Origin of the sequence: Paraburkholderia sp. BR14320 (assembly GCF_040948665.1) — a bacterium.
GTDB classification, from domain to species: domain Bacteria; phylum Pseudomonadota; class Gammaproteobacteria; order Burkholderiales; family Burkholderiaceae; genus Paraburkholderia; species Paraburkholderia youngii.
Genome location: NZ_JBFPKG010000021.1, coordinates 95,615 through 121,313 on the forward strand (window position 1 = coordinate 95,615; position 25,699 = coordinate 121,313).

General features: G+C 61.3%; 21 protein-coding genes and 1 pseudogene. 21 read left to right on the plus strand and 1 reads right to left on the minus strand.

The genetic code is table 11. The annotated features are described in order from the left end of the window. Positions 1 to 296 precede the first annotated feature (296 nt). From AB3X89_RS20415 to AB3X89_RS20505, 19 genes are all read left to right on the plus strand, one after another. Positions 297 to 1,463: an ABC transporter substrate-binding protein gene (locus AB3X89_RS20415; RefSeq protein WP_368584866.1), complete on the plus strand. Its 1,167-nt coding sequence runs from the start codon at positions 297 to 299 to the stop codon at positions 1,461 to 1,463. A gap of 418 nt (positions 1,464 to 1,881) precedes the next feature. Further along, the gene (locus tag AB3X89_RS20420; protein WP_368584867.1) at positions 1,882 to 3,042 is read left to right on the plus strand and encodes an ABC transporter substrate-binding protein; all 1,161 of its coding nucleotides are present in this window, start codon (positions 1,882 to 1,884) and stop codon (positions 3,040 to 3,042) included. A 220-nt stretch (positions 3,043 to 3,262) separates the two neighbouring features. Next, positions 3,263 to 4,318, plus strand: coding sequence for a branched-chain amino acid ABC transporter permease (locus AB3X89_RS20425; protein WP_368584868.1), 1,056 nt, complete (start codon positions 3,263 to 3,265; stop codon positions 4,316 to 4,318). A gap of 4 nt (positions 4,319 to 4,322) precedes the next feature. Next, a complete protein-coding gene (locus tag AB3X89_RS20430) occupies positions 4,323 to 6,107 on the plus strand; it encodes an ATP-binding cassette domain-containing protein (RefSeq protein WP_368584869.1) in 1,785 nt (594 codons plus the stop codon). Continuing rightward, complete coding sequence (locus AB3X89_RS20435; RefSeq protein WP_368584870.1) at positions 6,107 to 6,883, plus strand: ABC transporter ATP-binding protein; 777 nt, start codon at positions 6,107 to 6,109, stop codon at positions 6,881 to 6,883. Before AB3X89_RS20430 ends, AB3X89_RS20435 begins: the two co-directional genes overlap by 1 nt. A 176-nt stretch (positions 6,884 to 7,059) precedes the next feature. Further along, positions 7,060 to 9,018: a tRNA uridine-5-carboxymethylaminomethyl(34) synthesis enzyme MnmG gene (mnmG, locus tag AB3X89_RS20440; RefSeq protein WP_368584871.1), complete on the plus strand. Its 1,959-nt coding sequence runs from the start codon at positions 7,060 to 7,062 to the stop codon at positions 9,016 to 9,018. Beyond that, positions 9,015 to 9,698, plus strand: coding sequence for a 16S rRNA (guanine(527)-N(7))-methyltransferase RsmG (rsmG, locus tag AB3X89_RS20445; protein WP_368584872.1), 684 nt, complete (start codon positions 9,015 to 9,017; stop codon positions 9,696 to 9,698). The genes mnmG and rsmG overlap by 4 nt, the downstream gene beginning before the upstream one ends. 71 nt (positions 9,699 to 9,769) lie before the next feature. Beyond that, on the plus strand, positions 9,770 to 10,561 hold the full coding sequence (locus tag AB3X89_RS20450; RefSeq protein WP_368584873.1) for a ParA family protein: 792 nt from the start codon (positions 9,770 to 9,772) through the stop codon (positions 10,559 to 10,561). An 18-nt stretch (positions 10,562 to 10,579) separates the two neighbouring features. Beyond that, entirely contained in the window at positions 10,580 to 11,467 is an 888-nt protein-coding gene (locus tag AB3X89_RS20455) for a ParB/RepB/Spo0J family partition protein (RefSeq protein ID WP_368584874.1), read from the plus strand. Positions 11,468 to 12,033: 566 nt separating this feature from the next. Continuing rightward, positions 12,034 to 12,579: an ATP synthase subunit I gene (locus AB3X89_RS20460; RefSeq protein WP_368584875.1), complete on the plus strand. Its 546-nt coding sequence runs from the start codon at positions 12,034 to 12,036 to the stop codon at positions 12,577 to 12,579. A gap of 157 nt (positions 12,580 to 12,736) precedes the next feature. Then, complete coding sequence (gene atpB / locus AB3X89_RS20465; RefSeq protein WP_013090956.1) at positions 12,737 to 13,588, plus strand: F0F1 ATP synthase subunit A; 852 nt, start codon at positions 12,737 to 12,739, stop codon at positions 13,586 to 13,588. 81 nt (positions 13,589 to 13,669) lie between these two features. Beyond that, complete coding sequence (gene atpE / locus AB3X89_RS20470; RefSeq protein WP_007180033.1) at positions 13,670 to 13,939, plus strand: F0F1 ATP synthase subunit C; 270 nt, start codon at positions 13,670 to 13,672, stop codon at positions 13,937 to 13,939. A 136-nt stretch (positions 13,940 to 14,075) separates the two neighbouring features. Then, positions 14,076 to 14,546, plus strand: coding sequence for a F0F1 ATP synthase subunit B (locus tag AB3X89_RS20475; protein ID WP_013090955.1), 471 nt, complete (start codon positions 14,076 to 14,078; stop codon positions 14,544 to 14,546). 2 nt (positions 14,547 to 14,548) lie between these two features. Further along, positions 14,549 to 15,088 (plus strand): F0F1 ATP synthase subunit delta, encoded by a 540-nt coding sequence (locus tag AB3X89_RS20480; RefSeq protein ID WP_368584876.1) that lies wholly within the window; start codon positions 14,549 to 14,551, stop codon positions 15,086 to 15,088. A 56-nt stretch (positions 15,089 to 15,144) separates the two neighbouring features. Continuing rightward, the gene (atpA, locus tag AB3X89_RS20485) at positions 15,145 to 16,686 is read left to right on the plus strand and encodes a F0F1 ATP synthase subunit alpha (protein WP_018432453.1); all 1,542 of its coding nucleotides are present in this window, start codon (positions 15,145 to 15,147) and stop codon (positions 16,684 to 16,686) included. Positions 16,687 to 16,777: 91 nt separating this feature from the next. Next, positions 16,778 to 17,662, plus strand: a complete 885-nt coding sequence (atpG, locus tag AB3X89_RS20490; protein ID WP_368584877.1) for a F0F1 ATP synthase subunit gamma — start codon at positions 16,778 to 16,780, stop codon at positions 17,660 to 17,662. A 101-nt stretch (positions 17,663 to 17,763) separates the two neighbouring features. Continuing rightward, positions 17,764 to 19,158 (plus strand): F0F1 ATP synthase subunit beta, encoded by a 1,395-nt coding sequence (atpD, locus tag AB3X89_RS20495; protein WP_176109931.1) that lies wholly within the window; start codon positions 17,764 to 17,766, stop codon positions 19,156 to 19,158. A 158-nt stretch (positions 19,159 to 19,316) separates the two neighbouring features. Further along, entirely contained in the window at positions 19,317 to 19,742 is a 426-nt protein-coding gene (locus tag AB3X89_RS20500; RefSeq protein WP_008917918.1) for a F0F1 ATP synthase subunit epsilon, read from the plus strand. A gap of 221 nt (positions 19,743 to 19,963) precedes the next feature. After that, positions 19,964 to 21,694 carry an AMP-binding protein gene (locus tag AB3X89_RS20505; RefSeq protein ID WP_368584878.1) on the plus strand — a complete coding sequence of 577 codons (1,731 nt, stop codon included), beginning with the start codon at positions 19,964 to 19,966 and terminating at the stop codon, positions 21,692 to 21,694. A gap of 818 nt (positions 21,695 to 22,512) precedes the next feature. On the opposite strand, the gene AB3X89_RS20510 is transcribed toward AB3X89_RS20505, so the two are convergent. Beyond that, positions 22,513 to 23,304 carry a transporter substrate-binding domain-containing protein gene (locus AB3X89_RS20510; RefSeq protein WP_368584879.1) on the minus strand — a complete coding sequence of 264 codons (792 nt, stop codon included), beginning with the start codon at positions 23,302 to 23,304 and terminating at the stop codon, positions 22,513 to 22,515. Between the two features lie 294 nt (positions 23,305 to 23,598). Between AB3X89_RS20510 and hemE the strand changes: the two genes are divergently transcribed. Then, the gene (hemE, locus tag AB3X89_RS20515; RefSeq protein ID WP_368584881.1) at positions 23,599 to 24,699 is read left to right on the plus strand and encodes a uroporphyrinogen decarboxylase; all 1,101 of its coding nucleotides are present in this window, start codon (positions 23,599 to 23,601) and stop codon (positions 24,697 to 24,699) included. Between the two features lie 465 nt (positions 24,700 to 25,164). Then, a pseudogene (locus AB3X89_RS20520) lies at positions 25,165 to 25,699 on the plus strand (primosomal protein N'); the annotation flags it as partial.

Below are 25,699 nucleotides of genomic sequence, written 5' to 3' on the forward strand. Positions count from 1 at the left end.
GGTGGAGAACGAGGAGACAATTGAGGCACTAAGTGCCCAGAAGAAAGCGCTGTTGGATTGATATCCAACAGCGCTTTTTTATTTGTGTTTTTCGAATTTCCTGATGCAATCTCCCGCTTATTTCGAGCGCCATTTTCTATTCCTCGGCAGCCGCTGCAGCTAAACATCACAAGCCTTCGAAACGCTTGCAGCACGGCGCTTGCGTCCGCTAAACTCGCTATTCACCGACCACTGGGTTGGCAATTAAATCCGTGGATTTAATTGCAATTGAACAACGGGTTTAATAGAGGAGCAGGATGAAGTCGGCATTGCGTTGGATCAGCGCGGCATTGGTCGCCACAGGGGTTTCGGCTGCATGGAGCGGCCATGCATTTGCGGATGTGAAAATCGGCGTCACCGTGTCGGCAACAGGGCCGGCCGCATCGCTCGGTATTCCGGAAAAGAACACGATTGCGCTGCTGCCGAAGGAAGTAGCGGGCCAGAAGATCGACTACATCGTCCTCGACGACGCAACCGATTCCACTCAGGCGGTCAAGAATGCCCGCAAGCTCACTAGCGAAGACCACGTCGATGCATTGATCGGCTCGACCGTCGTGCCGAATTCGCTCGCCATGATCGACATTGCGTCAGAAACCTCCACGCCGATGATCTCCCTGGCCGCGGCTGCGGGTATTGTCGAACCGATGGACGCGAAGCGCGCATGGGTCTTCAAGACGCCTCAAAACGACATTCTGATGGCCACGGCGATCGCGCAGCACATGGCCAATCACGGCGTGAAAACGGTCGCGTTCATTGGTTTTTCCGACGCGTACGGCGAGAGCTGGTTCAAGGAATTCAGCAAGGCCGCTGACCTCGCGAAGATCAGGATCGTCGCGAATGAGCGCTTCGCGCGCAACGACGCGTCGGTCACGGGTCAGGTGCTGAAGATGATGTCGCAGAACCCGGACGCGGTGCTGATCGCCGGTGCGGGCACGCCGGCCGCATTGCCGCAGAAAACGCTGAAGGAGCGCGGCTACAAGGGCAAGTACTATCAGACGCACGGCGTCGCGAACAACGACTTCCTGCGCGTGTGCGGCAAGGATTGCGAAGGCACGTGGCTGCCCGCCGGCCCGCTACTGGTCGCCGAGCAACTACCCGAGACGAATCCGGTGAAGAAGAGCGCGCTCGCGTACAAGCATGCATATGAAACGGCGTACGGCGCGGGTTCGGTGTCGACGTTCGGCGGTCATGCGTGGGACGCGGGTCTGGTGCTGCAGCGTGCGATCCCGCTCGCGTTGAAGAAGGGTCAACCAGGCACGCCGGCATTCCGCGACGCGCTGCGTGCCGCAGTCGAAGGCACGAAAGATTTGCCCGGGTCACACGGCATCTTCAACATGAGCGCGAACGACCACGCCGGTCTCGATCAGCGGGCGCGCGTGATGGTGCAGATCGTCGACGGCAAGTGGAAGCTCGCCGGCGACTGAGCGAAGTCTCTGCGCCACGAGACCTCATCGAAAAGACGCGTGCAGTTGACGCGTCTTTTTTTGTTACCCGGGCCAGGTGTCTGCAGCGCGCAAAAGTGTGGTTTCGGTGCTTCAGGACAAACCCGCATTTAGCAAACGCTCTCTTGACCGTCGATAATGCAGAACGCAAGCTACTAACATATTAGTGGTTTGTGAAGGTCCGGTTGGAAATAAAGCCGCGGCAAACAAACGCGGCGTACGACGCGAATGCGCACTCGCGCGACGCGAGAGGAGCGGTAGCCGACAAAGCGGGGAAGGTGTGCGCGCCGAGCAGGGAAAACCATGCTTGGCACACCTGAACTCGCTCACTAGATTCAGACACCCGGCCATGCAAGCCGGTTTATAGATAGGCGCTTTTGAAGGCGTTTGGAGACTCGCAATGAAAAAGACAAGGCATTGGGTACGCACCGGCATCGCGATGGCGCTGATGTGCGGCGCGGGGGCGGCATTCGCGCAGGTGAAGATCGGCGTCACGTTGTCGACGACGGGGCCGGCAGCGTCGCTCGGAATTCCTGAGAAGAACACGATCGCGTTGTTGCCGAAGGAGATCGGTGGCAAGAGCGTGCAGTACATCATCCTCGACGACGGTTCGGACACCAGCAAGGCCGTGCAGAACACGCGCAAGCTGATCGACGAAGACCACGTCGACGCGATCATCGGCTCGACCGTCACGCCGAATTCGCTCGCGATGCTCGATCCGGCTGCTGAGGGCAAGACGCCGGTGATCTCGCTCGCGGCGTCGGCAGCGATCATTCAGCCGATGGATGCGAAGCGCGCATGGGCGTTCAAACCGCCTCAGAACGACAGCCTGATGGCCGACGCGATCGCCGATTACATGCAGCACCACGGCGTGAAGACGGTCGGCTTCATCGGTTTCTCGGACGCCTATGGCGACAGCTGGAATACGACGTTCGATGCCGTGGCTAAAGCGCACAACCTGAAGATCGTGTCGAACGAGCGCTTTAACCGCACCGACGCTTCGGTGACGGGCCAGGTGCTGAAGACAATGGGCGCGAATCCCGACGCGGTGCTGATCGCGGGCTCGGGCACGCCGTCGGCGCTGCCGGCCAAGACGCTCAAGGAGCGTGGCTACAAGGGCAAGATCTATCAGACGCACGGGGTCGCGAACAACGACTTCCTGCGGGTATGCGGCAAGGATTGCGAAGGCGAACTGCTGCCGGCTGGTCCGATTCTCGTCGTCGATCAATTGCCGGATTCGAACCCGGTGAAGAAGTCGTCGGAAGCCTATAAGAACGCCTATGAGAAGGCTTATGGCGTGGGTTCGGTGGCGACCTTCGGCGGTCACGCATGGGATGCCGGCCAGATGTTGCAGGCTGCGATTCCGGTCGCGCTGAAGACCGCACAGCCAGGCACGCCCGAGTTCCGCGTGGCGCTGCGCAACGCGCTCGAAAACATCAAGGAACTGCCGGTGTCGCACGGCATCATGAACACCACCGCGAACGACCACAACGGCCTCGACCAACGCGCGCGCGTCATCGTGCAGATCGTCGACGGCAAGTGGAAGCTGCAGAACGACTAAGACGATCTACAAAAACAACTAGCGGTACGCGCCTCTCGCGCAAACTGCGGTGTATGACGCCGCATTGCCATTGTGTTCGACGAAAATGGCATCGACCGCCGCGCCGTGACCCGGCGCGGCGGTCGTCTTTTCAGACATTGCAGATCGATGGCCGGCTACGCGCCGCGCCGTCACGACTGTTTCCCGGTTTTTCGATTTCGACGCTTCAGGACGAGGAAGTATGGATCTATCAATTGCGGCGATCCTCGCGCAAGACGGCATCACGACCGGCGCGATCTACGCGCTGCTCGCGCTTGCGCTGGTGCTGGTGTTCTCCGTCACGCGGGTGATCTTCATCCCGCAAGGAGAGTTCGTTTCGTACGGCGCGTTGACGCTCGCCGCACTGCAGACGCAGAAGTTTCCTGCCACGTGCTGGCTGTTGATGGCGATGGGCGCAGCATGCTTCGTCGTCGAGACGGTGGCCGTTTTGCGGCATGCCGAGCGGCGTCGTCATGCGGCGCGCACGCTGCCTGTGCTGGCAGGGAAGTATCTGCTGTTTCCGATCGCGGTCTACGCGCTCACGCGCGGCATCTTTTTGCAGCCGCTGCCGATGATCGTGCAGATCGCGTTGACACTGCTGATCGTGATTCCGATGGGTCCGTTCGTTTATCGGCTTGCCTATGAGCCGATCGCGGAGGCGGCCACGCTGCTGCTGCTGATCGTCGCGGTGGCCGTGCATTTCGCGATGGTCGGTCTCGGCCTCGTGATGTTCGGCGCCGAAGGCTCACGCACCAACGCGTTTTCCGATGCGACATTCAACGTGGGCACGTTGTCGATCTCCGGACAGAGCCTGTGGGTGATCGGCACCGCGGTCGTGCTGATCGGTGCGCTGTATCTGTATTTCGATCGCTCGATCTCGGGCAAGGCGCTGCGCGCGACGTCCGTGAACCGGGTCGGCGCACGGCTCGTCGGCATCGGCACGACGCAGGCGGGACGCCTCGCGTTCACGCTTGCAGCGGGCCTCGGCGCGCTGTGCGGCATCCTCGTCGCGCCGCTCACGACGATCTACTACGACTCGGGCTTTCTGATCGGTTTGAAGGGCTTCGTGGGCGCGATCATCGGCGGTCTGGTCAGCTATCCGCTCGCGGCGGCCGGCTCGATTCTGGTCGGTCTGCTGGAGTCGTATTCGTCGTTCTGGGCCAGTGCTTACAAGGAAGTGATCGTGTTCACGCTGATCATCCCGGTGCTGCTGTGGCGCAGTCTTGCGAGCCCGCATGCCGAAGAGGAAGAGGAGTGACACGATGAAACGGATCATGCAAAAGAAGTTCTTCTGGTTGTTCCTCGTGGTGCTGTTCGCTTTGCCGGTTCTGCCGCATCCGATTCATGTGCCGGAGTACTGGGTCACGCTGCTGAACTACATCGGTCTCTATTCGATCGTTGCGATCGGCCTCGTGCTGTTGACCGGTATCGGCGGCATGACGAGCTTCGGGCAGGCCGCGTTCGTCGGCATCGGCGCTTATGCAACGGCGTATCTGACGACGAACTTCGGCGTGTCGCCGTGGCTCGCACTGATCGCCGGCGTAATCGTGACAGCGCTGATCGCGCTGATGCTCGGTCTGGTGACGATGCGCCTGTCCGGCCACTTCCTGCCGCTCGGCACGATCGCGTGGGGGCTCGCGCTGTTCTACCTGTTCGGCAATCTGGAAATGCTCGGCAAGTACGACGGCATCAACGGCATCCCGGTGCTGAATGTTTTTGGGATCAACCTCGAGTCCGGCCGCCATATCTACTACCTGATCTGGGTGGTCGTGCTCGGGGCAGTCGTTTCTGTTCAGAATCTGCTTAATAGCCGTCCGGGTCGCGCAATTCGCGCGCTGCGGGGCGGCGGTCTGATGGCGGAAGCAATGGGCGTCAACACCGGCTGGATGCGCGTCGTGATCTTCGTCTATGCGGCGGTGCTGGCGTCGGTGTCGGGCTTTCTGTACGCGCACCTGCAGCGCGCGGTGAATCCGACGCCGTTCGGGCTGAATCACGGCATCGAGTTTCTGTTCATGGCGGTGGTGGGCGGCGTCTCGCACGTGTGGGGCGCGGTGCTCGGCGCGGCGATCCTGACGGTGCTGCAGGATTATCTGCAGACGCTGCTGCCGAAACTGCTCGGCGAGAATGGCAACTTCGAAGTGATCGTGTTCGGCATCATCATGGTGCTGTTGCTGCAGTATGCGCGGCAGGGCGTCTGGCCGTTCGTCGCGCGCTTCTTCCCGCGGGGCCCGCGGGCGCATCTCGCGGATCACGCGGACCCTCTGCCGCAGCGCAACAAGCCGCAAGCCGGCGAAGACCTCCTGACGGTGAACAAGGCACGCAAGCAGTTCGGCGGCCTCGTTGCGGTGAACGATGTCAGCTTCGAAGTCAAAGCGGGGCAGATCATCGGGCTGATCGGACCGAACGGCGCGGGTAAGTCGACCACGTTCAATCTGGTGACCGGCGTGCTGCAGGCGACGAGCGGCGAGATCACGTTCCGCGGCGAGCGCATCGATGCGCTCAGTTCACGTGAAATCGTCAAGCGTGGTATCGGCCGGACCTTCCAGCATGTAAAGCTGCTGCCGGGTATGACCGTGCTCGAGAACGTCGCAATTGGCGCGCATCTGCGTGGCCATGCGGGTGTGTGGCGCAGTGTCGTGCGGTTGAACAGCTCGGAAGAGGCGCGGTTGATGGCCGAAGCCGCTCGGCAGATTCGGCGGGTCGGCCTCGAACAGCATATGTATGACGAAGCGGGCAGCCTCGCGCTGGGTCAACAGCGGATTCTCGAAATTGCACGCGCGCTGTGTTGCGATCCGACTCTGCTATTGCTCGACGAACCGGCCGCTGGTCTGCGCTATCAGGAAAAGCTGCAGCTCGCCGATCTGCTGCGCAAGCTGAAGGCGGAAGGGATGAGTGTGCTGCTCGTCGAGCACGACATGGATTTCGTGATGAATCTGACGGACCGGCTCGTAGTGATGGAGTTTGGCACGCGAATCGCTGAAGGCCTGCCGCAAGAAGTGCAGCAGGATCCGGCGGTGCTCGAAGCGTATCTGGGTGGGGTGGAATGATGGACAACACGACAACGACCGGCGTGGCGGCAGCGGGACCGATTCTCGAAGTGGACCGTCTGTCGGTCCGTTACGGCAAGGTCGAGGCGCTGCACAATGCGGCGATCAAGGTGCGGGCGGGGCAGATCGTCTCCGTGATTGGTCCGAACGGAGCGGGGAAGTCGACGCTGCTGAATGCGATCATGGGCGCGCTGCCGACGTCTGGCCATGCGAAAGGCGCGGTTTTCTATCAGGGAGACGACGTCAGCGCGATGCCGGTGGAAAGGCGGGTCGCACTTGGTATGTGCCTGGTGCCGGAAAAGCGCGAGTTGTTCGCGTCGATGAGCGTTGAGGACAATCTCCTGCTTGGCGCCTACCGACGCAAGCGGGCAGGGGAGCGCAACTTTCTCGATCAACTGGAACCGGTATTCGAACTGTTCCCGCGGCTGAAGGAGCGGCGCAAACAGGCGGCGGGCACGCTTTCGGGCGGCGAACGGCAGATGCTCGCGGTCGGCCGCGCGCTGATGGGCAAGCCCGATCTGCTGATGCTGGACGAGCCGAGCCTCGGTCTTGCGCCGTTGATCGTGAAGGAAATTTTCCACATCATCAGCGCGTTACGGCAGACGGGCGTCGCGACGCTGCTGATCGAGCAGAATGCGCGGGCTGCGTTGCAAATCTCGGACTACGGCTACGTGCTGGAAACCGGAGAGCTGGCGCTGGAAGGGCCGGCGACCGACCTCGCGCAAAATCCTCGGGTGATCGAAACCTATCTCGGCTTGGCTAAAAAAGTCGCATAAGCGCGTACCTTTTTCGGCGATCGCTGTCTTTCAAAGCGGTGTGTTTCACGTGAAACACACCGCTTTTTTCTTGTTTCACCATTCGGACGAAATTCGGGCCGAAACTTAACCCGTTATAATTCGCCCATACATTTTCCTTTGAAGGCTCACGCGACGATCTGGCGTGAGATCCCGCGATGCTTTTTCCCACAGAATTTGACGTAATCGTCGTCGGCGGCGGTCATGCCGGCACCGAAGCCGCTTTGGCGTCGGCGCGCATGGGCAATAAAACGCTGCTTTTGACCCATAACATCGAGACCCTCGGTCAGATGAGCTGCAATCCGTCGATTGGCGGCATCGGCAAAGGCCATCTGGTCAAGGAAGTCGATGCGCTTGGCGGCGCCATGGCGGCTGCCACCGACGAAAGCGGCATCCAGTTCCGCATCCTGAATTCGTCGAAAGGGCCGGCGGTGCGCGCGACGCGCGCTCAGGCCGACCGCGTGCTGTACAAGGCGGCGATCCGCCATCGCCTCGAGAACCAGCCGAATCTGTGGCTGTTCCAGCAGGCCGTCGACGATCTGATCGTCGAGGGCGACTGCGTAGTCGGCGCCGTCACGCAAGTCGGCATTCGTTTCCGGTCGCGCGCGGTGGTGCTTACGGCAGGCACGTTCCTCGACGGCAAGATTCACGTCGGCTTGAATAACTACACCGGCGGCCGCGCGGGGGACCCCGCCGCGGTCTCGCTGTCGGCTCGGCTGAAAGAGCTGAAGCTGCCGCAGGGCCGGCTGAAGACGGGTACGCCCCCGCGGATCGATGGCCGCACGATCGACTATTCGCAGCTCGAAGAGCAGCCGGGCGATCTGGACCCGGTGCCCGTGTTCTCGTTCCTCGGGCGGGTCGAGCAGCACCCACGCCAGGTGCCGTGCTGGGTCACGCATACGAATCAACGGACACATGACATCATTCGCGGCGGTCTCGACCGTTCGCCGATGTACACGGGCGTGATCGAGGGAGTGGGGCCGCGCTATTGTCCGTCGATCGAGGACAAGATTCACCGGTTTGCGTCGAAGGAATCGCATCAGATCTATCTCGAGCCCGAAGGTCTGACCACTAACGAGTTCTATCCCAACGGGATTTCCACGAGCCTGCCGTTCGACGTGCAGCTCGAACTGGTCCGATCGATGCGCGGTCTGGAGCATGCGCATATCCTGCGGCCCGGCTATGCGATCGAGTACGACTATTTCGATCCGCGTGGGCTGAAGGCATCGCTGGAAACGAAGGTGATCAGTGGCCTGTTCTTCGCGGGGCAGATCAACGGTACGACTGGCTACGAAGAGGCGGCAGCGCAGGGCGTTCTGGCCGGCATCAATGCCGGTCTGTTCGTGCAAGGCAAGGAAGCATGGTGCCCGCGTCGTGACCAGGCTTATCTCGGCGTGCTCGTCGACGATCTGGTCACGCGCGGGGTGTCCGAGCCGTACCGGATGTTTACTAGCCGTGCGGAGTACCGTCTGAGCTTGCGCGAAGACAATGCGGACATGCGGCTGACGGAGATCGGGCGCGAACTGGGTGTGGTCGATGACACCCGCTGGGACGCCTTCAGTCGCAAACGTGACGCTGTTTCACGTGAAACACAGCGCTTGCGTTCAACGTGGGTCAATCCTAAGACGTTGCCTGCGGAAGAAGCGACCGCATTGCTCGGCAAGCCCATTGATCACGAATACAGTCTCGCGGACCTGCTGCGTCGTCCGGGTGTCAGCTACGACGGCGTCTGCGCGCTGCGTGACGGCACTTGTGGCGCGCCCCAAGCACTGGCGGAAGACCCGGTGCTGCTCGCGCAGATCAAGGAACAGATCGAAATCGGCGTCAAATATCAGGGCTACATCGACCGACAGGCCGGCGAGATTGAACGCAACGAGGCCCAAGAGAACACCCGTCTGCCAGAAGGGCTGGACTATACCGAGGTGCGTGGACTGTCGTTCGAAGCTCGCCAGAAGTTGATGCAGTTCCGGCCGGAGACGATCGGCCAGGCGTCGCGTATTTCGGGCATCACGCCTGCCGCGATCTCGCTGTTGATGGTCCATCTGAAGCGCGGCCTCGGGCGTCGCGCGTCGAAACCCGCCGAACCCGGCGCCGACAGCACGCCGGTGGTGCAATGACGGCAGCGCAAAGGGGAAGCGATCAGCAGGCGTTGGTATCATTGCTGGCGGACGGCGTCCGTGAACTCGGGCTCGAACTCAGCGACGCGCAGCAGCGCAAGCTACTCGATTACGTCGCGCTGCTCGCGAAGTGGAACAACGTCTACAACCTGACGGCAATTCGCGATCCACGGCAGATGCTGATTCAGCACATCCTCGATTCGCTGTCGATCGTGCCGCACCTGGCGCCGCGTGGACCGTCGTCGGTGCTCGACGTGGGCTCGGGCGGGGGCATGCCGGGCATCTTGCTCGCGATCGTGCTGCCCGATTGGACCGTCACGACGAACGACATCGTCCATAAGAAGACGGCATTTCAAGCGCAGGCGAAGGCCGAACTGGGTCTCGCGAACCTGTCGGTCGTGACCGGCCGGGTGGAGACGCTGCAGCCTGGCGCCGAAGTACCGGCAAAGTTCGACGTAATCGTCTCGCGCGCATTCGCAGACCTCACGGATTTCGTTACACTGGCCCGTCATCTGGTTGCGGAGCAGGGCGCGATCTGGGCGATGAAGGGCGTGCGACCGGATGCCGAAATCGCGCGTCTACCAGCGGGTGCCCACGTGGAACAGATCATCCGGCTGAATGTGCCGTTGCTCGACGCCGAGCGGCATCTGATCGAGGTGCGAGTGGACACCGAAAGCTAACGGCCGTCGCGGCCTCTAAGCAATCTCAACGATTTTCACTTCATCCAAGCAGCAAAAGGGACACACCAACGATGGCAAAAATCTTCTGCGTTGCGAACCAGAAGGGCGGTGTCGGCAAGACGACCACCGCAGTCAATCTGGCCGCGAGCCTGGCAGCGCAGGGACAGCGAGTCCTTCTCATCGATCTGGACCCGCAAGGCAACGCCACGATGGGCAGCGGTATCGACAAAGCCGAATGCACGAACACGGTCTATGAGGTCCTCGTGGACAGCGTGTCCGTGGCCGATGCGCGCGTGCGGCCCGAGGCGGCCGGATACGACGTGCTGCCCGCGAACCGTGAGCTCGCGGGCGCCGAGGTCGAGCTCGTCAGCATGCAGAATCGCGAGCGTCAACTTAGGACGGCGCTCGCCGTGGTCGAGGGCGAGTACGATTTCGTGCTGATCGATTGCCCGCCGGCTCTGTCGCTGCTGACGCTCAACGGACTATGCGCCGCGCACGGCGTCGTCATTCCGATGCAGTGCGAATACTTCGCGCTCGAAGGGCTGTCCGACCTCGTCAACACGATCAAGCAGGTGCACGCGAACCTGAATCGCGACCTCAAGGTGATCGGTCTGCTGCGCGTGATGTTCGATCCGCGCATCACGTTGCAACAGCAAGTCTCGGATCAATTGAAAGAGCACTTCGGCGACAAGGTGTTCGACGCAGTGATTCCACGCAACGTGCGATTGGCCGAGGCGCCCAGCTACGGGCTGCCCGGTGTGGTGTTCGACAGGGCGTCGCGAGGCGCGCAGGCGTACGTGCAGTTCGGCGTCGAAATGATTGAGCGGGTGCGCGCGCTGAATGACGCGCCCCAGGCATCCTAAGCGGATCGAGGAAGCACGATGAACGCAGTAGCAAGAAAGAAGGGACTTGGCCGCGGTCTTGAGGCATTGCTCGGCGGCACCGCGGATATCACTGAAGCAGCGGTGATCGACGGCGCGCCGAATGTACTGCCGCTCGGCAAGATGCAGGCCGGCAAATACCAGCCGCGTACGCGCATGGACGAAGGCGCGCTGCAGGAGCTCGCGGCGAGCATCCGCGCGCAAGGGCTGATGCAACCGATTCTCGTGCGTCCGATCGCGGCGGATCGCTACGAGATCATCGCGGGCGAGCGGCGTTTTCGCGCGGCGCGACTCGCGGGCCTCGATGAGGTGCCGGTGCTTGTGAAGGACGTGCCCGATCAGGCCGCCGCGGCGATGGCGCTGATCGAAAACATCCAGCGCGAGGATCTGAATCCGCTCGAAGAGGCGCAGGGCATCCAGCGCCTGCTCGACGAATTCAATTTCACGCATGAGCAGGCGGCAGAGTCGGTGGGTCGTTCGCGCAGCGCGGTGTCGAACCTGCTGCGGCTGCTGAATCTCGCGACGCCGGTACAGACGATGTTGCTTGCCGGCGATCTGGACATGGGTCACGCTCGTGCGCTGCTCGCGGTCGATGCCGCGACGCAGATCACCCTGGCCAATCAGGTAGTCAACAAGCGCCTGTCTGTGCGCGAGACCGAAAAGCTGGTCGCGATGACCACGAAGGTGACGCCGGCGGTAAAGGCGCGCGCGAACCCGGATGGCGGCCGTGACACGCGACGGCTAGAAGAGGAACTGTCGGACCTGTTGTCGGCGACAGTGAAAATCAAGCTCGGCCGACGCGGTCGCGGCCAGGTGCTGGTGGACTTTGGCGATCTCGAAGCGTTGGAAGGCATTCTTGTTCGCTTGCGCGGGAACGCGAACGTCTGAGTGCAGAATGGCGCTCGAAGGGGGGAAACGGCTGGCGGCCTGTGCATGAGCACTGCCGCGAGTTGGATTGCTCAGTGCCAGCAACTATCGTGGATTCCAAAACAACCGATGCAAAAATAATCAGTAATCCTAGTTTCAAACCTTCGACTTCGACGCGGTAATCATCCTTACGAGCCGCTATCGCAAAGCGGCTGATCATCATGAAAGCCGCGGCGAGAATGGCTCAGTTCAATTGAAGAGCCGTTCCGTTTAGCCCTTAAAAAAGCGGCATTTGTTGCATTTTCGAGACGTCCGTCGGAGCGTCGAAACGTCCTGCCAAAGAGCTTCGATCCACGCGACTACCCACTCGGGTTTCGCGGTCCCCCGTCCACCTTACATTTGACGTGATTCGTGTCGTTAGCATACGTTTTACCGCATCGTGAAGGCACGTTTCACGCAGCTATAGGTTGGCCTAAAGTCTTGAATTGCCTGCAACTATCGCTTACAATCGCCCGGATTTAATTGCACGGCAACCCCGTAAGCGCTGCGTAAACTCGCGGGCTGAACGAGACTTTCGGAACATTGCGATGGCGGTTAAAACGTCGAATCTGTCGCCGGAAAATGGTGACGACAGACACCGCGCTGAACGCTCCGCACCCGAGACATCCGCCAGTCGGCAGTTCGATCCGGCCGAAGCGTGGGATGACGCGCAGGAAGATAACAATATCGTTCCGCTCACGCGGGCCGAGGCGGAAAAGCTGTTTGGTCCCGGCGTGGGTCGTCCATCGCGCGTGACGCCGTTCAGGGTCGTCGCAGCGCAAATGGTTTTGTCCCTGGTTGCAACGCTGTTGTGGTGGCTGTTCTACAAGCCGCCGGGCGCTGCTGCGCTGTCAGCGTTCCTGGGGGGAGCGATCTGCTGGGTGCCGGGTGCGTTGTTCGCGGCGCGATTGAAAAAGCTGGGCGGCGCCGAGACCGTGATGAGCTGGATGATCGGTGAAGCACTAAAGATGGGGACAACGATTGCGATGTTTGTCGCAATCGCCTTCTGGTATCACGACGTACGTTGGATTCCGCTGCTGGTGACCTACCTCATCGCGTTGAAGACTTACTGGATCGCCTTGGCGTGGCGCTAAGGTAGCAGCACAAAAAATAGCAGCAAAAAGAATTTAAGGCCGGCGCCTAGCGCTGGCACGGGTGTGCGGACGAGACAGGGCCTGCACCCGGCGCGTTCCCGCAATACGGCGGGAACGGCCTCGAACGATTTTCGACAATTTGGGTGGCTTTAACGATATGGCAGCTAGCGAAGGCACGCGCGCAATGGATCCGTCCGAGTACATCGCGCACCACTTGCAGAACTTTTCCACCGCACACCAGACGTCGATTTTCGACATCCATGTGTGGAATCTCGACACCCTTTTCTGGTCGATCGTGTGCGGTCTCGTCACGATCCTCGTGCTGCATCTGGCAGCCCGCAAGGCAACGTCCGGCGTGCCGGGCCGCTTCCAATGCGCGATCGAAATGCTGGTCGAAATGGTCGAGGATCAATCGAAGGCCATGATCCACGGCTCACGCACCTTCATCGCGCCGCTTGCGCTGACGGTGTTCGTCTGGGTCGCGCTGATGAACTCGCTCGACTTCATTCCCGTCGACCTGCCGGGCCGCTTGATCGGCTGGCTTGGCCTCTCCGAAGTCATTCCGCACCACCGCCTCGTACCGACCGCCGACCTGAACGGCACGATCGGCATCGCCCTCGGCGTGTTCGTGCTGATGATTTACTACAACTTCAAGATCAAGGGCGCGGGCGGCTTCGTGCATGAACTGCTGTCCGCTCCGTTCGGCGCGCATCCGCTGCTGTGGATCCCGAACCTGGCACTGAACATCATCGAGTTCGTCGCGAAGACGGTCTCGCTCGGCATGCGGCTCTTCGGCAACATGTACGCGGGCGAACTGTTGTTCCTGCTGATTGCCCTGCTCGGCAGCATCTGGAGCTTCGGCGCGGACACGACGGTGCTTGGCTTCATCGGCCACGTGGTCGCCGGCACAGTGTGGTCAATCTTCCACATCCTGATCGTTCTGCTGCAGGCGTTCATTTTCATGATGCTGACGCTGGTGTACATCGGCCAGGCACACGACGCGCACTAACCTGCGTTGTCGGCAAAGAATCGTAGTTTTTTAAATCCCAGTTCCAACCAGTTCTAAAAGACTTTTCACAAAGGAGTGATCATGCAAGCTTTCATCGCCAACATCCAGGGTCTGACCGCCATCGGTATCGGCATCATCATCGGCCTGGGTGCTATCGGCGCCTGTATCGGTATCGGTCTGATGGGCGGCAAGTACATCGAAGCATGTGCCCGTCAGCCGGAACTGATGAACCCGCTGCAAACCAAGATGTTCCTGCTGGCTGGTCTGATCGATGCGGCGTTCCTAATTGGCGTTGGTGTGGCAATGCTGTTTGCGTTCGCGAACCCGCTGCTCTCGAAGCTGGCAGGCTGAGGTTCCTCGGAGGTTTGCGCCTGAGCTATAACAGGTAAAGGCGCAGGGCGGAACGGGTACTGGGGCGCTGATCGAGCAGAATCGATGAGCGCCTTGCCGTTTCACTTTCCGAACAAGCAACGTTTAAGGAAACACCGTGAATCTCAACGCAACCCTGTTTGCGCAAATGGTCGTGTTCCTGATCCTCGCGTGGTTCACGATGAAATTCGTGTGGCCGCCGCTGATCAACGCTCTCGACGAGCGCGCGAAGAAGATCGCCGACGGTCTGTCCGCCGCGGAAAAGGGCAAGCAGGAACTCGAAGCCGCTCATAAGCGCGTCGACCAGGAATTGGCTCAGGCTCGCAACGATGGCCAGCAACGCATCGCGGACGCTGAAAAGCGCGCTGTCGCAGTCGCCGACGAAATCAAGGCTCAGGCTCAGGTGGAAGCCGCCCGCATCATCGCGCAGGCGAAGGCCGACGCGGAGCAGCAAGTCGTGAAGGCGCGCGAAGCGCTGCGTGGCGAAGTCGCTGCACTCGCTGTGAAGGGCGCTGAACAGATCCTGAAGCGCGAAGTCGACCAGGCAGCCCACGCTGACCTGCTGAATCAACTGAAAGCCGAGCTCTGATCATGGCCGAACTTGCAACCATCGCCCGTCCGTACGCGGAAGCGCTGTTTGGCGTGGCCGAAGCTGGTGACATCGCCGCCTGGTCCACGCTCGTGCAGGAGCTGGCACAGGTTGCGCGTCTGCCCGATGTGCTGTCGATCGCATCGAGCCCGAAAGTGAGCCGCGCCCAGGTTAGCGATCTGCTGCTGGCCGCGGTCAAGTCGCCGCTCAAGGACAACGCGCAAGCGAAGAATCTGGTGCAGATGCTGGTGGACAACCATCGCCTGCAGCTGCTGCCGGAAATCGCCTCGCAGTTCGAAGAGTTGAAGAACGCCCGCGAAGGGGCGGCGGATGTGCTGGTCGTCAGCGCATTCCCGCTCGAAGGTGCGCAGTTGAACGAACTCGTCGCAAGCCTCGAACGCAAGTTCAAGCGCAAGCTGAAGCCGACGGTCGAAGTCGATCAGTCGCTGATCGGCGGCGTACGCGTGACGGTCGGCGACGAAGTGCTCGATACCTCGGTCCGCGCGCGGCTCGCCAGGATGCAAACGGCCCTGACGGCCTGAAGCGCTTCGCGCTTTAGCGGCTGGCACGCAACAGAATTGACTATCAGGAGCGAATAATGCAACTCAATCCCTCTGAGATCAGCGAGCTGATCAAGAGCCGGATCCAGGGCCTTGAAGCGAGCGCAGACGTTCGCAACCAGGGCACCGTGATCTCCGTGACCGACGGTATCGTGCGTATTCACGGTCTGTCGGAAGTGATGCAGGGCGAAATGCTCGAATTCCCGGGCAATACCTTCGGTCTGGCACTGAACCTCGAGCGCGACTCGGTCGGCGCCGTGATTCTGGGTGAATACGAACACATTTCGGAAGGCGACATCGTCAAGACGACGGGCCGCATTCTCGAAGTGCCGGTTGGTCCGGAACTGCTCGGCCGTGTGGTCGACGCGCTCGGCAACCCGATCGACGGCAAGGGCCCGCTCAATGCGAAGATGACCGACGCAATCGAAAAGATTGCACCGGGCGTGATTTGGCGTAAGTCGGTTTCGGAACCGGTCCAAACCGGTCTGAAGTCGATCGACTCGATGGTGCCGATCGGCCGTGGCCAGCGTGAGCTGATCATCGGCGACCGTCAGTGCGGCAAGACCGCAGTCGCCGTCGACGCGATCATCAACCAGAAGGGCAAGAACCTCGTTTGTATCTACGTCGCGATCGGCCAGAAGGCTTCGTCGATCATGAACGTGGTGCGCAAGCTCGAAGAATCGGGCGCGCTCGAATATACGATCGTCGTCGCCGCTTCGGCTTCGGATTCGGCCGCGATGCAATACCTCGCGCCGTACGCCGGCTGCACGATGGGCGAGTACTTCCGCGATCGCGGCCAGGACGCGCTGATCGTTTACGACGACTTGACCAAGCAGGCTTGGGCATACCGTCAGATCTCCCTGCTGCTGCGCCGCCCGCCGGGCCGTGAAGCTTACCCGGGTGACGTGTTCTATCTGCACTCGCGTCTGCTCGAGCGTGCTGCTCGCGTCTCGGAAGAGTACGTCGAGAAGTTCACCAACGGCGAAGTGAAGGGCAAGAGCGGTTCGCTGACGGCGCTGCCGGTCATCGAAACGCAGGCAGGCGACGTGACCGCATTCGTTCCGACGAACGTGATCTCGATTACGGACGGCCAGATCTTCCTTGAAACCGACCTCTTCAACGCAGGTATCCGTCCGGCAATTAACGCTGGCGTGTCGGTGTCGCGCGTGGGTGGCGCGGCTCAGACGAAGGTCGTGAAGAAGCTGTCGGGCGGTATCCGTACCGACCTCGCGCAGTACCGTGAACTCGCAGCGTTCGCGCAGTTCGCATCGGACCTCGATGAAGCGACCCGCAAGCAGCTCGAGCGCGGCCGCCGCGTGACCGAACTGCTGAAGCAGCCGCAGTATCAGCCGCTGCAAGTGTGGGAACTGGCTGTATCGCTGTTCGCGGCGAACAACGGCTATCTCGACGACCTCGAAGTTGCTCAAGTCCTGCCGTTCGAGAAGGGCCTGCGCGATCACCTGAAGTCGAGCCATGCTGACCTGGTCAAGCGTATCGAAGATACCAAGGAACTCTCGAAGGACGACGAAGGCCTGCTGCACACGGCCGTCAAAGACTTCAAGAAGTCCGGCGCTTATTGATCCGCGAGTGATCCGCAAGGCATAAACGGACCTTGAAGCGGCGCGGGCCGCATGCGAATGCTCCCGCGCTGCTTCGATCAAGGAGCAAGCAATGGCTGGAATGAAGGAAATTCGCGGCAAGATCAAGAGCGTGCAAAACACGCGCAAGATCACAAAAGCGATGGAGATGGTGGCCGCATCGAAGATGCGCCGCGCTCAGGAGCGCATGCGCGCTGCTCGCCCGTATGCCGACAAGGTCCGCGACATCGCCGCGCACATGAGCCGTGCGAACCCGGAGTATCGTCACCCGTTCATGGTGTCGAACGAAGGCGCGAAGGCGGCCGGCATCATCCTCGTCACGACCGATAAAGGTCTGTGCGGCGGGATGAACACCAACGTGCTGCGCGCGTCGCTGCAGAAGTTCAAGGAACTGGAAAGCCAGGGCAAGACGATCGAGGCAACCGCGATTGGCAGCAAGGGTCTGGGCTTCCTGAACCGTCTGCAGGCGAAGGTCGTGTCGAACGTCGTGCAACTGGGTGATACGCCGCATCTGGAAAAGCTGATCGGCGCGGTGAAGGTCCAGCTCGACCTGTTCTCGGAAGGCAAGATTTCGGCGGTGTACCTCGCGTACACGCGCTTCGTCAACACGATGAAGCAGGAGCCGGTGATCGAGCAGCTGCTGCCGTTGTCGGCGGACCAGTTCGAGCGCACAGAAGAAGACGGTACGACGCCGAGCACGCAGTGGGACTACATCTACGAGCCGGATGCGCAAGCAGTGGTGGACGAACTGCTGGTGCGTTATGTCGAAGCGCTGGTCTATCAGGCCGTCGCGGAAAACATGGCATCGGAGCAGTCGGCCCGCATGGTCGCGATGAAAGCCGCTTCGGACAACGCAAAGACGGTCATCAGCGATCTGCAGCTCGTCTACAACAAGAGCCGCCAGGCCGCGATCACGAAAGAACTGTCGGAAATCGTCGGTGGAGCGGCGGCCGTCTGACCTCGGTCAGACAGGTCGTTGCGTGTGCGCCCGAGTGGCGCACCCATCGGAGAAACTGCGCCTTTGCGCGAGTGAAGAATTGAGTATCTAAAGGAAAAGCGATGAGTACTACTGCTTTGGTAGAAGGCAAGATCGTACAGTGCATCGGCGCGGTGATCGACGTGGAATTTCCGCGTGAATCCATGCCGAAGATCTACGACGCGCTCATTCTCGAAGGTTCGGAGCTGACGCTCGAAGTCCAGCAGCAGCTGGGCGACGGCGTGGTCCGTACCATCTGTCTGGGTGCATCGGACGGTCTGCGCCGCGGCACGATCGTCAAGAACACGGGTAATCCGATCAGCGTGCCGGTCGGTAAGCCGACGCTCGGCCGTATCATGGACGTGTTGGGCCGTCCGATCGACGAAGCCGGCCCGATCTCGAGCGAAACCACGCGTGCGATCCACCAGAAGGCTCCGGCGTTCGACCAACTGTCGCCGTCGACCGAGCTGCTCGAAACCGGCATCAAGGTTATCGACCTGATCTGCCCTTTCGCGAAGGGCGGTAAGGTCGGTCTGTTCGGTGGCGCCGGCGTGGGCAAGACCGTGAACATGATGGAACTGATCAACAACATCGCGAAGGAACACGGCGGTTACTCCGTGTTCGCCGGTGTGGGCGAGCGTACCCGCGAAGGGAACGACTTCTATCATGAAATGAAGGACTCGAACGTTCTCGACAAGGTCGCGCTGGTGTACGGCCAGATGAACGAGCCGCCGGGCAACCGTCTGCGCGTCGCGCTGACCGGTCTGACGATGGCCGAGCACTTCCGTGACGAAGGCCTCGACGTGCTGTTCTTCGTCGACAACATCTACCGTTTCACACTGGCCGGTACCGAAGTGTCGGCACTGCTCGGCCGCATGCCGTCGGCAGTGGGCTATCAGCCGACGCTGGCTGAAGAAATGGGTAAGCTGCAAGAGCGCATTACGTCGACCAAGACTGGCTCGATCACGTCGGTTCAGGCCGTGTACGTCCCTGCGGACGACTTGACCGACCCGTCGCCGGCGACGACCTTTGGCCACCTGGACGCAACCGTCGTGCTGTCGCGTGACATCGCTTCGCTCGGTATCTACCCCGCGGTGGACCCGCTCGATTCGACCTCGCGTCAGATCGACCCGCACGTGATCGGCGAAGAGCACTACTCGATCACCCGCGGCGTGCAGCAAACGCTGCAGCGCTACAAGGAACTGCGCGACATTATTGCGATTCTGGGCATGGACGAACTCGCACCGGAAGACAAGCTCGCCGTCGCGCGCGCTCGTAAGATCCAGCGTTTCCTGTCGCAGCCGTTCCACGTCGCTGAAGTGTTTACGGGTTCGCCGGGCAAGTACGTGCCGCTGAAGGAAACGATCCGTGGCTTCAAGATGATCGTTGAAGGCGAGTGCGATCACCTGCCGGAGCAAGCGTTCTACATGGTCGGCACGATCGACGAAGCCTTCGAAAAGGCCAAGAAGATCCAGTAAAGGTCGGGTGTAACGAAGCGGGCGCGGGCCTCGCGCATCACGACTGCCTAGACGGTAGTGTTGCGCAAAGCCGGCGTCTCTGATTACGCTCAACCCGCCTTGCATGGGACGGGAGTCAGCACCCAAGCGCTAACTCTCGTCGACAGGAGTCGACACATATGGCAACCATTAAAGTAGACGTCGTCAGTGCGGAAGAGGAAATCTTCTCGGGCCAGGCGAAGTTCGTCGCGCTGCCAGGCGAAGCGGGTGAACTCGGCATTCTGCCGGGCCACACGCCGCTCATCACACGGATCCGTCCGGGTGCGGTGCGCATCGAAGTTGAAAATGGCGAGGAAGAGTTTGTCTTCGTCGCCGGCGGCATCCTCGAAGTTCAGCCGGGCGCAGTGACGGTTCTCGCCGACACCGCGATCCGCGGCAAGGATCTCGACGAAGCCAAGGCCGAAGACGCACGCAAGCGTGCGGAAGAGGCGCTGCAGAACACGGGCTCGAACCTCGAGTACGCGACCGCACAGGCGGAGCTCGCATACGCGACGGCGCAGCTCGCGGCAATCCAGCGTCTGCGCAAGCTGCGCGGCCAGCACTAAAGCAGCACGTAGAAGAAGAAAGCAGCCCGCGCGGCTGCTTTTTTTTGATATCTGGTTGACGTTTACGTAAAGGTCGGCAAAATCCACGAGGTTGGAGACATAGGTGCTGGTCGGGGCGCTGCGGTGCGGGTAAGACTTGATGCCGGCCCGGTACTCGCGGGTGCACAATCGATTTCAAATTCATTTCAATAGAGCGCGCTTGCGCTCACGGAGACAACACCATGGCAACGCATAGCTCGGGTGAAGGTGCGCTCATCGAACCCGCGGATGGACTGTCGTATGTGCGCGGGTCGACTGAAAATCCGTTGAGCGAAGCGACCGTCGGCGAGTTTCTGCGCGACACCGCCGCGCGCTTTCCCGATCGACCGGCCGTGGTGTTTCGCGAGCAGCGCATTCGCTGGACGTGGAGCGAATTCGCGCAAGAAGTGGACGTGCTCGCGTCCGGGCTGCTCGCGCTCGGAATCGCGAAGGGCGATCGTGTCGGCATCTGGTCACCGAACCGCGTCGAGTGGCTGCTGACGCAGTTCGCGACCGCGCGTATCGGCGCGATCCTCGTCAATATCAATCCGGCGTACCGGCTCGCGGAGCTCGAATATGCGCTGAACAAGGTCGGTTGCAATGCAATCATCACCGCCGAGCGCTTCAAGACGTCGATGTACCTCGAGATGCTGCAGGAGCTTGCGCCCGAACTCGCGACGCAGCCGCCGGGCGAATTGCATGCCGCGCGGCTGCCGGAGCTGCGCTACGTGATCCGCATGTGCGACACGGAGACGCCAGGCATGCTGAGCTTTTCCGACGTGATCGAGCGTGGCCGTGCGTCGTTCGACGCCGCCCGGCTCGATGCGATCGGCGCGACGCTGTCGTGCCGTGAACCAATCAACATCCAATTCACCAGCGGCACGACGGGCAATCCGAAGGGCGCGACGCTGACGCACCGCAACGTCGTGAACAACGCGCGCTATATCGCGATGGCGATGCGGCTCAGCGAGCAGGACGGCCTGTGCATTCCAGTGCCGTTGTACCACTGCTTCGGGATGGTGCTGGCGGTGCTCGCATGCGTGTCGGTCGGGGCGAACATGGTGTTCCCGGGCGAGGGCTTCGATCCGGCCGCGACGCTCGCCGCGACTGCCGAGGAAAAATGCACCGCGCTGCACGGCGTGCCGACGATGTTCATCGCCGAACTCGACCATCCGACCTTCGCCTCGCACGACTTCTCGCGGCTCCGCACCGGCATCATGGCGGGCTCGCCGTGTCCGATCGAGACGATGAAGAAGGTCGTCTCGAAGATGCACCTGAGCGAGATCACCATCGCCTATGGCATGACGGAAACCAGCCCGGTGTCGTTCCAAAGCTCGACGACCGATCCGCTCGACAAGCGCACGACGACGGTCGGGCGCATCCAGCCGCACCTCGAAGTGAAAATCGTCGATCCGCTCGGCAATATCGTCCCGGTTGGCGAAACCGGCGAGCTATGCACGCGCGGCTACTCGGTGATGCTCGGTTACTGGGGCGACGAAGCGAAGACGCATGAGAGCATCGTCGACGGCTGGATGCATACGGGCGACCTGGCGACGCTCGACGCGGAAGGCTATTGCAACATCGTCGGCCGGCTGAAGGACATGCTGATTCGCGGCGGCGAAAACATCTATCCGCGCGAGATCGAGGAGTTTCTGTTCCGCCACCCGAAGATCCAGAGTGTGCAGGTCTTCGGCGTGCCCGATACCAGGTACGGCGAAGAAGTATGCGCGTGGATCGTGCTGCGGACGGGCGAACAGGCAACGGCAGAAGAAATCCAGCAGTTCTGCCAGGGACAGATTGCGCACTACAAGGTGCCGCGCTATATCCGCTTCGTCGACGAACTGCCCATGACCGTGACCGGCAAGGTACAAAAATTCGTGATGCGTGAAAGCATGATCAGCGAATTGAAACTCAGGGAGGACAAGACGGCATGACGCTGCCGCGGCACGCTTCGCAGCCAACACCAGCAACAGGTGAGGAGTAGAACTGGGGTTGCGCGGCGAGGATTCGTCGCGCGCAAACGTTTGAGCAGACGAAAAAAAAGCGGGCCTGGAGCCCGCTAAAAACCACACGCTACGGGGTTAGCGCGAGGAGACCAATGATGGGACGGTCATGCCGACGACCCTGCGTCGGTTACGGCCCCAGCAGGGATGCCCCCTTCACAGGGCTTCGGCAACCGCCGACCGGCAAGTGCATCGTATCCGCTCACACCACGCACACAGCCACATCCGTGTTGAAACCGTTGAGGGCATTGTGGGCGAATTAACTTACGAAGGCGGTAACAAAGTGTTTCAGGTTGTAACGCCCGCCGGATAAGGCGTTGCGGGATTTATTGCCAAAATAAAGCGGTTGAAAGGTAATTTTTGCCGATACCTGCGACGCAATTCAAGCCGCAGGTTTGATGCCACTCGTGGCGTACATCGCAGTAAAAATCCGGTCACTCATCCGCGGGAAATGGTTGCATCTGCAGCTTTTGACCGACGGACTTCTTGTGAAACAGGTACTACGACCCTGCTCCGAAATATCTCGCAAGTCGGCGAAAATCAACGCTGCAATGCAGCGACGCGATGGCGCTTGCGCCACTAATAAAAAGGCGCGCATGTCAGCCTTATAGCGCTGATCCGGCAGTTATTACAGCCGCACAACGTCGCCCCTCGTTACATCCTCGCCGATGCGACACCTTCAGCCCTGCACAAGCCGCCCTTGCCGCAACCCAGTTAGCAGTTGACGGCTTGCCACGGACACGGTCGGCCTACTTCAACCACTTGTCCGCAATCGCCTGATACTCGCCGGTCGCTCGAGCGAGGTGCAGCCATTGATCGACGTATTGCTGGAGCGCGACGTCGCCGCGCGGCACCAGCCATGCCTTCTCGCCGTACTGGAACGGCTTGTCCGGATGCACCGAGCATAGGCCGGGATTGAGCTTCTGCTGCAGCAGCGTTTCCGACGCATCCGTCACCATCACGTCCGCTTTGCCCGCGAGAATCTGCTTGAAGATCGTCACGTTGTCCGGATAAACGGTCACGTTCGCGTGCGTGAAGTATTGCTTCGCGAACTTCTCGTTGGTGCCACCCGGGTTGACGATCACTCGCGTGGACGGTTGATCGATCTGCGCGACCGTCTGATATTTGTTGACATCGTCGCAACGGACGATCGGCGTCTTGCCGTCGATCATGTAAGCCTGAGTGAAGAACGCATGCTTCTGGCGCTCGAGCGTCGGCGACACGCCGCCGATGCCGATGTCGCACTTCGCGACGAAGTCGTTCATCAGGTTCGACCACGACGTCTTGACGAAGTCGACCTTCACGCCGAGCGACTTCGCGAGCGACTCAGCCATGTCGATATCGATGCCCTCGAACTGGCCATCGCCTTTGTAGAACGAGTACGGCTTGTAGTCACCGGTAGTGCAGGCGCGTATCGTGCCGCGGCTGATGATGTCGTCGAGCCGGGACGGCGCGGCCGCGGCGCTTTGGGCGTTGGCCATGCCGACATGCATCAGGACGCCGGCGAGCGCGCCGAGCATTGCGAGTGCTGCCTTCTTCATCCAGTCTCCTATGGTGTGTAGTGTGTAATTCATCGGTAAAGCTGTGGGATAGTAGCTTGGCAGCGCGGGCTTGAACATCGGCCGTTCAGCCAGGGTGAGTCGGGCAGCAGAAGACAACGAGCCGGTAGCAGTGCACGCAGTGGCGCACGGCAGCGGGCGGAGGTGCGCCCGAGCTGCACTCCGCCCGCTTCCCACGACGCGCCGTCGCAACATCGATTGCCCCGCGATGCGCGATGTCCGAGGCCGCCTCCGGTAAAATGCTCCTTTGCCCTCAGCTCTCCAGTCGCACGCAACGTGGCCCATCAACTCCTGAACGACACTTTCCTGCGCGCGCTGCTGCGCCAGCCCACCGACTACACGCCGATCTGGCTGATGCGGCAAGCTGGCCGCTATCTGCCGGAATACAACGCCACGCGTGGGCGCGCGGGCAGTTTCCTCGGTCTTGCGAAGAATCCGGCTTTCGCGACGGAAGTCACGCTGCAGCCGCTCGATCGGTATCCGCTCGACGCCGCGATCCTGTTCTCCGACATCCTGACCGTGCCTGACGCGATGGGCCTCGGCCTCGATTTCGTCAACGGTGAGGGGCCGAAATTTGCCCGTCCGGTGCGCACTGAAGACGACGTCGCGCGCCTCGCGGTGCCCGACATCGACGCCACACTGCGCTACGTGACCGACGCCGTGCGCGAAATCCGCACGGCGCTGAAGGACGCCCAAGGCCGGCAACGCGTACCGTTGATCGGCTTCTCGGGCAGTCCGTGGACGCTCGCGTGCTACATGGTCGAAGGCGGCGGCTCGGCGGACTTTCGCACGGTCAAATCGATGCTGTACGCGCGTCCCGATCTGCTTCAGCGGATTCTCGACATCAACGCGCGCTCGGTCGCGGCATATCTGAACGCGCAGATCGAAGCCGGCGCGCAGGCAGTGATGATTTTCGACACATGGGGCGGAGCGCTCGCCGATGGCGTCTATCAGCGCTTTTCGTTGCGCTACATCGAGCAGGTGGTCAGTCAACTGAAGCGCGAGCACGACGGCGAAAAAGTGCCCGTGATCGCCTTCACGAAGGGCGGTGGCCTGTGGCTTGACGACATCGCCGCGAGCGGTGTGGACGCGGTGGGCCTCGACTGGACCGTGAACCTCGGCAAGGCGCGCGAGCGTGTTGGTGGCAAGGTGGCTCTTCAGGGCAACATCGATCCGTCGGTGCTGTTTGCACCGCCTGCCGCGATCCGCATAGAAGCGCGCGCGGTGCTCGACAGCTTCGGCAATCATCCCGGCCACGTTTTCAATCTGGGTCACGGCATTTCGCAGTTCACACCACCGGAGCATGTTGCCGAGCTGGTCGACGAAGTGCATCGTCACAGCCGCGCTATCCGTAGTGGTGCACATACGCCCGCGTGAGACTGTAATCGTTACCGTTTCGTGTTGCGTTGCAGCGAATTGGGCTCTGGGTCTAAGGACCGTAGTTCCGCGAAGAGGCCGTCAGATGGGGGTCTTACGAAAGTCAAGGGTAGACTTATGCACACTTCGCACGCTGCGGCGCAGTAGAGGGTTTAATCGTGGCCAGACCCTTGCACATACCCGGTTCATTTGATCTGAGCCTTGTCGGGCAAGGCTTTGCGGGGAGCGGGATGAAATGTGCGGAATCCCACACAAGGCCGTCGCCACGCCGTTTGCGGCCCGTCGAAGCGAAGTTCTCAACAAAGTTATCCACAGGGCCACGAGCCGAGCGCAATTGTTCAGCCGAATCCAAAACTTAGCGGTGAAATTAAGGTTTTACTTTAACTTCGACGGGTTCGTGTCCCGCGCGAGCCACCCCGCGCCGCGATATGGCATCGTGCCCGCTCGTCCGCAGCGCCTCGCCGAGTGAACGAAGTGTTCGTCCGCGTCGCCCTCGATCATCCGCTGCCGACCCTGTTCGACTATCGCTGCGGCACATCCGAGGCGCCTGTCGTGGGCACGCTCGTCAGCGTTCCGTTCGGCAAACGGCACGTGGTGGGGCTGATCTGCGAAGTGGCCGCCCACAGCGAGGTGCCCGCCGAACGCCTGCGGGATGTGGATAAGGTCTGCTCGTCGTGTCCGCCGGTGTCGGCACATTGGCTTGCACTCGCCGCGTTCGCCGCGGACTACTATCAACGCGGTCTCGGCGAAGTGGCGTTGCCCGCGCTGCCGCAGGCGCTGCGCGACGCGTCGCGCTGGTCGCGGCTGTTCGCGCTGGAAGAGCGTTATCGGTTGACGGCCGAGGGCCGCACGGCGTTGCCTGACGCGTTGCCGGCCCGCGCGACGGCGCTCCGAGCGCTCGCGCAAGCACTCGCGCAAGCCGACTTCCTGCGCGCCGCCGACGTCCGCGCGCTGCATCCGAAGGCGCTGGCGACACTCGACACATGGCAGACCGCTGGGT